Annotated in this window: 10 protein-coding genes; 3 read left to right on the top strand and 7 right to left on the bottom strand. The window is 69.4% G+C overall.

From position 1 onward, the window contains the following. Positions 1 to 17 precede the first annotated feature (17 nt). Complete coding sequence (locus MXD57_RS19060) at positions 18 to 1,184, bottom strand: HpcH/HpaI aldolase/citrate lyase family protein (RefSeq protein ID WP_250402733.1); 1,167 nt, start codon at positions 1,182 to 1,184, stop codon at positions 18 to 20. Between the two features lie 175 nt (positions 1,185 to 1,359). Here MXD57_RS19060 and MXD57_RS19055 point away from each other — a divergent pair, with 175 nt between their 5' ends. Next, positions 1,360 to 2,169: a TerD family protein gene (locus tag MXD57_RS19055; protein WP_250402732.1), complete on the top strand. Its 810-nt coding sequence runs from the start codon at positions 1,360 to 1,362 to the stop codon at positions 2,167 to 2,169. Between the two features lie 3 nt (positions 2,170 to 2,172). Here MXD57_RS19055 and MXD57_RS19050 read toward each other — a convergent pair whose 3' ends face one another. From MXD57_RS19050 to MXD57_RS19025, 6 genes are all read right to left on the bottom strand, one after another. Beyond that, positions 2,173 to 2,910 carry a TerD family protein gene (locus MXD57_RS19050; RefSeq protein WP_250402789.1) on the bottom strand — a complete coding sequence of 246 codons (738 nt, stop codon included), beginning with the start codon at positions 2,908 to 2,910 and terminating at the stop codon, positions 2,173 to 2,175. A gap of 176 nt (positions 2,911 to 3,086) precedes the next feature. Continuing rightward, positions 3,087 to 4,226 (bottom strand): DUF475 domain-containing protein, encoded by a 1,140-nt coding sequence (locus tag MXD57_RS19045; RefSeq protein WP_250402731.1) that lies wholly within the window; start codon positions 4,224 to 4,226, stop codon positions 3,087 to 3,089. 448 nt (positions 4,227 to 4,674) lie between these two features. Then, a complete protein-coding gene (locus tag MXD57_RS19040) occupies positions 4,675 to 5,253 on the bottom strand; it encodes a TerD family protein (protein ID WP_250402730.1) in 579 nt (192 codons plus the stop codon). Between the two features lie 116 nt (positions 5,254 to 5,369). Continuing rightward, positions 5,370 to 5,945, bottom strand: coding sequence for a calcium homeostasis/redox stress adaptation protein (locus tag MXD57_RS19035; RefSeq protein ID WP_061920108.1), 576 nt, complete (start codon positions 5,943 to 5,945; stop codon positions 5,370 to 5,372). Positions 5,946 to 6,059: 114 nt separating this feature from the next. Next, positions 6,060 to 6,518 carry a peroxiredoxin gene (locus MXD57_RS19030; protein WP_250402788.1) on the bottom strand — a complete coding sequence of 153 codons (459 nt, stop codon included), beginning with the start codon at positions 6,516 to 6,518 and terminating at the stop codon, positions 6,060 to 6,062. 126 nt (positions 6,519 to 6,644) lie between these two features. Then, a complete protein-coding gene (locus MXD57_RS19025) occupies positions 6,645 to 7,082 on the bottom strand; it encodes a DUF3052 domain-containing protein (protein ID WP_250402729.1) in 438 nt (145 codons plus the stop codon). 407 nt (positions 7,083 to 7,489) lie between these two features. On the opposite strand from MXD57_RS19025, the gene aceE reads away from it, so the two are divergent. Both aceE and MXD57_RS19015 read left to right on the top strand, forming a co-directional pair. After that, entirely contained in the window at positions 7,490 to 10,237 is a 2,748-nt protein-coding gene (gene aceE, locus MXD57_RS19020) for a pyruvate dehydrogenase (acetyl-transferring), homodimeric type (RefSeq protein ID WP_250402728.1), read from the top strand. A gap of 164 nt (positions 10,238 to 10,401) precedes the next feature. Then, the gene (locus MXD57_RS19015) at positions 10,402 to 11,145 is read left to right on the top strand and encodes a potassium channel family protein (protein ID WP_250402727.1); all 744 of its coding nucleotides are present in this window, start codon (positions 10,402 to 10,404) and stop codon (positions 11,143 to 11,145) included. Positions 11,146 to 11,445 lie beyond the last annotated feature (300 nt).

Here is an 11,445-nt window from a genome sequence, read left to right as displayed (position 1 = left end):
CCTTGGGTTGGGAGGGGTCAGCCGGGTATTCCGGCGGCGAGCAGTTCGACGAAGCCGACGTCCTCGCCGGCCACGCCGAACACCTCGGCGCGCAGCAGGGTCCGTTCGGCCCAGGCGCGGTGGGGTTTCACTTCGTTCATCTTGTTGGTGTAGGCCGAGCGGAGTACACCCCCGCCGCCGCTTTCCGGCCGGAGGATGTCCACCGCGTCGCTGAACTCCTCGTGGCTGACCACGGACAGCGCGTGGACGGGCAGGACGTGGGAGGGGTGGATGCAGGTCTTGCCGAGCAGGCCGTTGGCCTGGTCGAGGGAGATCTCCCGGAGCAGTCCGTCCATCGCGTGCTCGATGAGCTTCTCGCGCAGTTCGACGGCCTGCACCTCAAGGAAGGGGCTCTGCCGCAGCTGTGGCTTGAACATGCGCTCGGCGACCCGGAAGTACTCCCAGACGGGGCCGGTGACGGTGAATCCGCTGCCGTCGGCGCGGCCCAGCATGTTGACCACGTCGGAGATCACCGAGGCGACGATCTGAACGTCGTAGGCGGTCATGTCGGGGGGGCGGCGCAGGCCGTAGGAGGAGCAGAAGTCGGTGACGCCGAGGCGCAGGGCGAGGACCCGGTCGCGGAACTTGCCGACCGCGCGGGCGATGCCCTCCAGGGTGTCCACGCGGCTCTCGCGGTAGAGCAGCTCGGGCGATTCGAGGACGGGCATCGCGAAGAGCCGGCGTCCGCTCTCGGCCTCGGCGAGGGCGAGGGCCTCGAGGAAGGGCATGCCGCGTTCCTCGGTGAACTTGGGCAGGACGAAGCCGGACAGCAGCCGCGCGGAGGGTCCCAGGCGTCGGACGAGGTCGGGGATCTGCTCGGGGACGCGCACCCGGACGAACAGCAGCGGCGGTTCGGCGCCCGTGCGGGCGGCGAGGTCGGCGAACTGCCGGACGAGGTTCTCCTCTCCCGCGGCGACGTCCGCGTCGTCGATGGAGTCCTCCAGGCACAGCACCATCGAGACCACGCCGGACAGGGCCTGTTTGACGATGTCGTCGGCGAGCTGCGGCCGGGTGGCCGGGCTGTACAGCGTGGCACCGAGCGCGGCGGAGAGCAGCCGCGCCGGGGAGCCGGCGGTGAACTCGCACGGCTCCTGGTGGAAGAGACGCTTCCGCACTTCGGGGGCGATGTGCCCGAAATGGCGCATACGGCTCCTTGGAGGTCCCGGTCGGACCCCTGGATTCGGTAAAGGGTGGCCGGTAATAGTACGTAGGGACGGATGTCGGAAGTTCCCTCCGGTCGTGAACTTCCGGTAACCGGCCCGCGTCGTGCCACCACACCCCGCATTGTCGTGGCCAGGGCCCAGAAGGCAGGATGACGGCATGACGCACGCGATGCTGAAGGGGTCCAACGTCCCGCTCGAGGCCACCACGGTGCGCGCCGTGCTGCGCTGGACTCCCGGGCAGGGCGTTCCGGACGTGGACGCCTCGGCGCTGCTGCTGGGCCGGGACGGCCGTGTGCGCTCCGACGAGGACTTCGTGTTCTACAACCAGCCCCGGCATCCGTCGGGAAAGGTCTGGCGGCTGGGCAAGAAGCGGGTTCCGGAGGGCCTGACCGACACGATCCAGTCGGACCTCGGCGGTGTGGAGCCGGGTGTGGGCCGGGTGCTGCTGGTCGCTTCGGCGGACGGTGTCCCCTTCGACCAGGTCCCCGCCCTGTGCATCCTGCTGTACGACGCCGCCGTCGCCGGCGGCGAGCCGCTGGCCCGTTTCGAGATCAAGCCGGAGACCGGTGCGGAGACCGCGTTGATCTGCGGTGAGCTGTACCGGCGTGGCGAGGGCTGGAAGTTCCGCGCGCTCGGTGAGGGCTATTCGAACGGTCTGCGGGGGCTGGCCACGGACTTCGGGATCTCGGTCGACGAGTCGGAGGTGGAGGAGCCGCGGCAGACGCCGCCGGAGACCGCGGCCCAGCCCCTTCCGCCGGAGCAGCCGACGACGTCGGTGCCGTCCCAGCCGGCGTACGGCTACCCGCAGACGGCGTCGCCCCAGCAGCCGGCGTACGGCTATCCGCAGCCGACCTCGGGGCTGCCCGCCCACGGCGGTCCCCAGTACCAGCCGCAGCCCGCCCTGGCGGCTCCGCTGGATCCGGACTTCCGGCTGCCGCCCCAGGGGCCGCAGTTCATCGGCCGGTAGGAGCTACTGGTCCACCTTGGACTTGTAGCCCCGCCCCCAGGTCAGTCCCCAGCCGTACAGCCGGTCCAGTTCGCCCTGGAAGCCGTAGACGAACTTCACCTCGCGCCGGACGACCAGTTCCCCCTTCACGTTCTCGATCATCACGACCGCGCAGGACCGGGCCTGGGGATGGCGTTCGTCCAGGCCTATCTCGATGCGGGGCCCGTTGCTGGGGTAGAGCGTGACGATGGCGTGCGTGCGGTCGAAGGCCGGTGTGCGGTCGTAGATGTACACGAACACCAGCAGTCGCTTGATGGCGTCCCGGTGGTCCAGGTTGACGTACATGGTCTCGCCGGACGCCGAGCCGAACCGGTCGTCGCCGCTGAGCTTGATGTACGGCGGTGCGTTGACGTCGCCGAGATGGCCGCCGAGGGGCTGGACGACGCCCTTGGTGCCGTCGGTCAGCTCGTACAGGCAGCCCAGGTCGAGGTCGACGTTGACCATGCTCTCCCCGTGGCCGAGCACCTCCGGTGGCTTCAGCGCCCGGAAGGGGTGCCGGAAGAGGCTGGTGCGCTGGGTGACGTCCAGGTCGGAGGTACGCATCCGCCAGGTCAGGTTGACGCGCAGGTGGCCGGTGGCCGCGCCCTGTTTGGTGAGGGACACCTGCTGGTGCCGCCGGGTCAGTTCGATCGCGTTGCTCGCGGCGCTGCCCGAGTCGAACTCGGCGGCGCGTCCGCCGCGCAGCCCGTCGAAGAAACCCATTCCCGCCCCCTGGTACTCGTCCCGAACGCCGTCGGGGCGGCCGACCACGTCGGCCGCCCCGATCAGAGCGTTCCTCGGGACGCGGGGCGTCACACCCCGCCACGTCCCTGATCTTGCCCGTAGGGGCCTCGCCCGGCGCGATCCGGACGCGGGCCCCAGCGGGCACACGGGGACCGTCAGACCCCGGAGGAGACCTCCGCCTTCTCGTCGGCTCCCTCGCCCGCGGCCGCGAGGGCGCGGTTGCGGCGGACGGAGGACCAGAAGGACCAGGCGATCAGGACCACGCCGACGAGGCCGGTGATCACCTCGTTGATCTCGTACCGGATGGTGACCATGAGGATCACGGCCAGGGCGCCGATGGCGTAGTGGGCGCCGTGCTCGAGGTAGACGTAGTCGTCGAGGGTGCCCTGGCGGACCAGGTACACGGTCAGGGAACGGACGTACATCGCGCCGATGCCGAGGCCCAGCGCCATCAGGACGATGTCGTTGGTGATGGCGAAGGCGCCGATCACACCGTCGAAGGAGAAGGACGCGTCCAGGACCTCGAGGTAGAGGAACATGAAGAACGCCGCCTGGCCGGCCAGGACGACCGGCGAGCGCTTCTTGCCGGCGCGGGCGGCCGCTTCCTCCTCCTCGTGCTCGCGTTCCTCCTGCTCCTCGAGCCGGTCCTCGAAGAAGCCGGAGAGACCGCCGACGATCATGTAGGTGATCAGGCCGGCGATGCCGGCGATCAGGACCGTCTGTGCCTTGTCGACGTGGGCGCCGCCGTGCTGGTGGGCCTGGGTGGCGAAGGTGAAGGCGGTGATCAGAAGGACGATCAGGGCGATGCAGACCGACAGCATGTCGACCTTGCCGAGCTTGGCCAGCGGCCGCTCGATCCAGCGCAGCCACTGGATGTCCCGGTCCTCGAAGATGAAGTCGAGGAAGATCATCAGCAGGAACATGCCACCGAACGCGGCGATCGCGGGGTGGGCGTCGGTGACGAGCTCCTGGTAGCGGTCCTTGTTGTTGAGCGCGAGGTCGACAGCCTCGATCGGGCCCATCTTGGCGCTGATCGCGACGATGACGACGGGGAACACCAGCCGCATGCCGAAGACCGCGATGAGGACGCCGATGGTGAGGAAGATCTTCTGCCAGAAGGCGTTCATCTTCTTCAGGATTCCGGCGTTGACCACCGCGTTGTCGAACGACAGCGAGATCTCGAGGACGGCGAGGATCGCCACGATGCCGAAGGCGGTCCACCCCCCGTAGAAGGCTGCCGCGACCAGGCCGAGCGCGGTGACCGCGAACGACCAGCCGAAGGTTTTCAGAAGCACTGGCTACCCCATCGTGTTGTGGGGGCACCTCCCAGACGATGTCTGGGGGAGAGTTTCCCCCGCGCCGTACTCGGCTTTGCTAAATGTTGACCACGAGTCTAGAGGGGCACTGCGCCGAAAGAGGCGGCGAGGGGAGCTCCGTCACAACGCCGCAGGTCCCCGCCTCGTGCCGGCAGCGCCCTTTGACCCCTTCGAAGATCACGAGGAAGGGGGAGGTGAATCCGGAGGCCGCGACGGGGTCGGTCCGCCCGGAGACGATCAGAACCACGCCGGCGATCAGCACGACGCGGTGCACCAGCGCGGCGAGTGCGGGTCGAGTCGTGGCGGCGTCCGTTCCGGTTCCCGTTCCACGAGCACACTCCGTTCGTCCGAAGGCGGCGACGCGCCGGAGTCTCCCCGGGTCCGGGTACGGCGGCCGAAGAGCCCTCCGCACGCTCCGCGTCCGGCTTCAGGAGACGTTGACTCCGAAATCCAGGGCGATGCCGCGCAGCCCGGACGCGTACCCCTGACCGACGGCACGGAACTTCCACTCGCTCTGGTAGCGGTACAGCTCGCCGAAGATCATGGCGGTCTCGGTGGAGGCGTCCTCACTCAGGTCGTAGCGGGCCAGTTCCTGCCCGTCGGCCTGGTTGACCACGCGGATGAAGGCGTTGGAGACCTGGCCGAAGGTCTGGCCGCGCTCGTCGGCGGCGTGGATCGAGACCGGAAAGATGATCTTCTCGCACTGGAGAGGGACCCGGGTGAGGTCCACCAGGATCGACTCGTCGTCCCCCTCGCCCTCACCGGTGAGGTTGTCACCGGTGTGCTCGACCGAGCCGTCGGGGCTGGTGAGCTGGTTGTAGAAGACGAACCACTCGTCGCCCAGCACCCGGTTCCCGGCGCCGCACAGCAGGGCACTGGCGTCCAGGTCGAAGGGGGCACCGGTCGTGGAGCGCGCGTCCCAGCCCAGCCCGATCATGACGTTGGTGAGGTTCGGTGCGGCCTTGGAGAGGGAGACGTTGCCTCCCTTGGCGAGCGTGACGCCCATGATGCTGGTCCTCCCCTAGCGGTGCTTGTTTGGTTGTCCTGCACTCCCCCGAAGGGAGCACCACCAGGCGCCGCCCGTGAACGGGGCGGCGCCGGTCGCTCGTGCTGTCGTGCCTGTCAGACGTTGACGCCGAAGTCCTGGGCGATGCCGCGCAGACCGGAGGCGTACCCCTGGCCGATGGCGCGGAACTTCCACTCGGCGCCGTGGCGGTAGAGCTCGCCGAAGACCATGGCGGTCTCGGTGGACGCGTCCTCGCTGAGGTCGTAGCGCGCGATCTCCTGCTCGCCCGCCTGGTTCACCACGCGGATGAAGGCGTTGCGCACCTGACCGAAGGACTGCTGGCGGTTCTCGGCGTCGTAGATCGACACCGGGAAGACGATCTTCTCGATGTCGGCCGGCACGCCCGCCAGGTTGATCTTGATCTGCTCGTCGTCGCCCTCGCCCTCACCGGTGATGTTGTCACCGGTGTGCTCGACCGAGCCGTCGGGGCTCTTGAGGTTGTTGAAGAAGACGAAGTGCTGGTCGCTCGCGACCTTGCCGGAGTTGTTCAGCAGCAGCGCGCTGGCGTCGAGGTCGAAGTCGGTGCCGGTCGTGGTGCGCACGTCCCACCCCAGACCGACGATGACGGCGGTCAGGCCCGGGGCCTCCTTCGTCAGCGATACGTTGCCGCCCTTGCTGAGGCTGACTCCCACGGGTCCTCCATGTGGTGTTCAGGGGCGGGAAGCCCCGTCGTGCTTCGGATATGGGATCAACGTGCCGATCCTAGTGACGGGTTCCCGCTCTTCGCAGGCCCTGGACCCGGAGGATCACAGGGTGTCGAGCGCCTTCACGTACGCGTCGAGGTCCCGGGCGTCCGGCAGTCCGTTGACCACGGTCCACCGCACGACGCCCTCCTTGTCGATGATGAAGGTGCCCCGGACGGCGCAGCCCTTGTCCTCGTCGAAGACGCCGTAGGCGCGCGAGGCGTTGCCGTGCGGCCAGAAATCGCTCAGCAGCGGGTACTCCAGGCCCTCCTGCTCGGCGAAGACGCGCAGGGTGTGGATGGAGTCGTTGGAGACGGCGAGGAGCTGGGTGTCGCGGTCGGTGAACTTCGGCAGGTTGTCGCGCAGCTCGCACAGCTCGCCGGTGCACACGCCGGTGAAGGCGAAGGGGTAGAAGAGCAGCACCACGTTCTTCTCGCCGCGGAAGTCGGCGAGGTTCACGGTACGGCCGTGGTTGTCCTTGAGCTCGAGATCGGGCGCCTTGTCGCCGACCTGGATCGCCATCGTCATGCATCCCTTCGGTGGGCTGTTCGGTTCAGAGCGCGGCTGGCGCTCGGCTCCACCCTACGCAGCGATCACCGGGGTACCCGCGGCGGCCGGGCCGGGCCCGAGGGCCCGGCCCGGTGGCGGTCACTTCTTCGACTTGGCGGCCTTCGGCGTCGCCAGACGGCTGCCGCTCCAGTCCTTGCCGACGCTGACGCTCTTGGACGCGGTCAGGCCGGCGGTCGTCGCGGCCTCCGAGATGTCGCTCGGCTCCACGTACCCGCTGCGGCCGGTCTTCGGCGTGAGCAGCAGGATGGCGCCGCCCTCCTCCATGTACGTCGTGGCATCGACGAGCGCGTCGGTGAGATCACCGTCCTCGTCGCGGTACCACAGCACGACGGCGTCGGCCACGTCGTCGTAGTCCTCGTCCATCAGGTCGCCCTCGACGGCTTCCTCGATGGCCTCGCGGAGCTCCTGATCGACGTCGTCGTCGTAGCCGATCTCCTGGACCACCTGCCCGGGCTGGAACCCCAGCCTGGCGGCAGGGTTCGTCCGCTCCTCCGCGTGGTCCGCGGTCGCGCTCACGGTTTGCCTCCTGATCATGTCTTGGTGAATATCTCAGCCACGCGCGTGCGCGAAGCATTGGCCGTAGTCCACACGGGCTGGACGGATCGCGCAAGTACCCGGCCGCCCGGACCGCCGAAACGGTGACGATCCCGGCCGTGTCGGCGCAACTCCTGGCACCGTATCCCGATTCGCCGGGGCCCACATCACGCGCGGGTGCCCGCTTTGTTCCATTCGGAACCATCCGGCCGAACGACTCTCGAACAAGTTTGGCAATCCTGTCACGTCCCGGGCGTATCGTTGCGTTTTGACCGGGCCTGTGTACCGGTTACCCCACGGTAGAGATGACGTACGTCTTCCCGCGGTACACGATGGGGAACGGTGTAGGCACGAATGGAAAAGTGGCCCTCCGGCAGATAAGGAACAGCGTGGCTTCCGGATCCGATCGCAATCCGATCATCATTGGCGGCCTTCCGAGTCAGGTTCCTGACTTCGATCCCGAAGAGACCCAGGAGTGGCTCGACTCCCTCGACGCCGCGGTCGACGAGCGCGGCCGGGAGCGGGCCCGGTATCTCATGCTCCGCCTGATCGAGCGGGCCCGCGAGCGGCGCGTGGCCGTGCCCGAGATGCGCAGCACGGACTACGTCAACACGATCCCCACCAGGGCCGAGCCGTTCTTCCCGGGCAACGAGGAGATCGAGCGCCGGATCCTCAACGCGACCCGCTGGAACGCGGCCGTGATGGTCTCGCGCGCCCAGCGCCCGGGCATCGGCGTCGGCGGCCACATCGCCACTTTCGCCTCCTCCGCCTCGCTGTACGACGTGGGCTTCAACCACTTCTTCCGCGGCAAGGACGAGGGCGACGGCGGCGACCAGGTCTTCTTCCAGGGCCACGCCTCCCCCGGCATCTACGCGCGCGCGTACCTGCTCGACCGCCTCACCGAGAAGCAGCTCGACGGCTTCCGGCAGGAGAAGTCGAAGTATCCCGACGGCCTGTCCAGCTACCCGCATCCGCGCTCCATGCCGGACTTCTGGGAGTTCCCGACGGTCTCCATGGGCCTCGGCCCGCTCGGCGCGATCTACCAGGCGCGGATGAACCGCTACATGGAGGCGCGCGGCATCGCCGACACCTCCACGTCGCACGTGTGGGCGTTCCTCGGCGACGGGGAGATGGACGAGCCGGAGTCGCTCGGCCAGCTCAGCATCGCCGCGCGCGAGGGGCTGGACAACCTGACCTTCGTGGTCAACTGCAACCTGCAGCGCCTGGACGGCCCGGTGCGCGGCAACGGGAAGATCATCCAGGAGCTGGAGTCGGTCTTCCGGGGCGCCGGCTGGAACGTGATCAAACTGATCTGGGACCGCTCCTGGGACCCGCTGCTCGCGCAGGACCGGGACGGCGTCCTGGTCAACCGGATGAACACCACGCCGGACGGCCAGTTCCAGACGTACGCGACCGAGACCGGCGCGTACATCCGCGACCACTTCTTCGGTGACGACCACCGGCTGCGCTCGATGGTCCAGAACATGAGCGACCACCAGATCCTGATGCTGGGCCGCGGCGGTCACGACCACCGGAAGATCTACGCGGCGTTCAAGGCCGCCGTGGAGCACAAGGGCCAGCCGACGGTCATCCTGGCCAAGACGGTCAAGGGGTGGACGCTGGGCCCGAACTTCGAGGGCCGCAACGCCACGCACCAGATGAAGAAGCTGACGGTCGACGACCTCAAGGGCTTCCGCGACCGGCTGCACCTGCCGATCTCCGACAAGGAGCTGGAGTCCGGCGCGCCGCCGTACTACCACCCGGGGCGGAACTCCGAGGAGATCCAGTACATGCACGACCGGCGCCGGCAGTGCGGCGGGTACGTGCCGACCCGGGTCGTCCGCTCCAAGCCGCTGGCGCTGCCGGACGACAAGGCGTACGCGACCGTGAAGAAGGGCACCGGCCAGCAGTCCATCGCCACGACCATGGCGTTCGTGCGGCTGCTGAAGGACCTCATGCGGGACAAGGAGATCGGCAAGCGGTTCGTGCTGATCGCGCCGGACGAGTACCGCACGTTCGGCATGGACTCCTTCTTCCCGAGCGCGAAGATCTACAACCCGCTCGGCCAGCAGTACGAGGCGGTGGACCGCGATCTGCTGCTCGCGTACAAGGAGTCGCCGACCGGCCAGATGCTGCACGACGGCATCTCCGAGGCGGGCTGCACGGCCTCGCTGATCGCGGCCGGCTCCGCCTACGCCACACACGGCGAGCCGCTGATCCCGGTGTACGTCTTCTACTCGATGTTCGGTTTCCAGCGCACCGGCGACCAGTTCTGGCAGATGGCCGACCAGCTCGCGCGTGGTTTCGTGCTGGGCGCGACCGCCGGACGCACGACCCTGACCGGTGAGGGACTGCAGCACGCGGACGGCCACTCGCAGCTCCTCGCCTCGACCAACCCGGCGTGCGTGGCCTACGACCCGGCGTACGCCTACGAGATCGCGCACATCGTGCAGGACGGCCTGCGCCGGATGTACGGCGGTGACGCCGAGCACCCGCACGGCGAGGACGTCTTCTACTACCTCACCGTCTACAACGAGCCCATCCAGCACCCGGCCGAGCCGGCGAACGTGGACGTCGAGGGCATCGTCAAGGGCATCCACAAGCTGAGCGAGGGCACCGGCGGCTCGGTCCCGGCGCAGATCATGGCGTCCGGTGTCGCGGTGCCGTGGGCGCTGGAGGCCCAGCGGCTCCTCGCCGAGGAGTGGAACGTCAAGGCGGACGTGTGGTCGGCGACCTCGTGGAACGAGCTGCGGCGCGAGGCCGTGGCCTGCGAGGAGCACAACCTGCTGCACCCGGAGGAGGAGCAGCGGGTGCCGTACGTGACGCGGAAGCTCAGCGGCTCCGAGGGACCCTTCGTGGCCGTGTCCGACTGGATGCGGTCGGTGCCGGACCAGATCGCGCGCTGGGTGCCGGGGACCTACCAGTCCCTCGGCGCGGACGGCTTCGGCTTCGCCGACACCCGGGGCGCGGCGCGGCGGTTCTTCCACATCGACGCGCAGTCGATCGTGGTCGGGGTGCTGACCGAGCTGGCCCGGGAGGGCCGGGTCGACCGGTCCGTGCTGAAGCAGGCCGTCGACCGGTACCAGTTGCTGGACGTGTCGGCGGCGGACCCGGGTGCGGCGGGCGGCGACGCCTAGTGCTGTGACCGGAAAGGTCTGTCGGAAGGCTCGCGGCGCCCGGCGCGAGCCCTGCATGATCCACACGAGAGGCCCGGCGTGGCGCGGCCCGTGACGGGGTTCCGGGCGTGCGGGCGGCGGGGACGGGGTCCCCGCCGCCCGCACGTCTTCCCTACGATGCGGGCATGGAGACGAATGCGGCGCAGGCCCGGTGGGAGCGGCTGACCCAGCGACCCCTGCTGGCACTGGCCGTGGCCTTCGCCGTCGCGTACGCCGTACCCATCGTGGACGATTCGGCGGGGCACCCGCTGACGGCCCTGTGCACGGGGGTCGAATGGGTGGTGTGGGGCGCCTTCGCCGTGGACTACCTCATGCGGCTGGCGCTCGCGCCCCGGCGCGGGGAGTTCGTGCGCCGGCACTGGCCCGACCTGTGCGCGGTGGTGCTGCCGGTGCTGCAGCCGCTCAGGCTGCTGCGGCTGGTGTCCACGCTGATGCTGGTGGGGCGGCGGGCGCGGATGGCTCCGCAGATCCGGCTGACGACGTACGTCGTGGGGTCGGTGATCGGGCTGATGATGTTCGGGTCGCTCGCGGTGCTGTCGGCGGAGCGGGAGTCCCCGGAGGGGAACATCCGAACGCTGGGTGACGCCGTGTGGTGGTCCTTCACGACGATGACCACGGTGGGGTACGGGGATCACGCGCCGACCACCGGGCTGGGGCGGATGATCGCGGTCGGGCTGATGCTGTCCGGGATCGCGTTGCTCGGTGTGGTGACGGCGAACATCGCGGCGTGGTTCATCTCGCGGTTCGAGAAGGACGACGTGGAGGAGCGGCGGCAGACGGAGGCGATCGCGGTGCTGACGGAGGAGGTCCGGTCGCTGCGGGCGGAGGTGGCCCGGCTGGCCGGGGAGCGGGAGGGGCAGCGGCACTGAGGTCCGGCTCGACCGGGTTCGGCTGGGCGGGACGTGGCTCGACCGGGCCGGGCCCGGACGAGCCGGGTTCGCTGGTGCCGGGTGTCCGGGCGGGCGTCAGGGTGTCGCGCTCGCCCGCGCCGGCGGGGTACCGCCGCACCCGCCTGTGCCGCCCGCCTGGCAGTGGCCAGGCCGGCACGGCCGCCGTTGCCCGGCGGGCGCCACGTCGGCAGGCGCGCATCCCCGCGGGCCCGAGCCCCGTACGCACTGCGGGGAGGCCGCGTCCGCGGGTTCCGGCGCATGGACGTGCAGGGGCCCGCG

The sequence above is a fragment of the Streptomyces cellostaticus genome, from assembly GCF_023630175.1.
GTDB classification, from domain to species: Bacteria; Actinomycetota; Actinomycetes; order Streptomycetales; family Streptomycetaceae; genus Streptomyces; species Streptomyces cellostaticus_A.
This window is presented reverse-complemented; position numbering and strand designations above follow the sequence as displayed.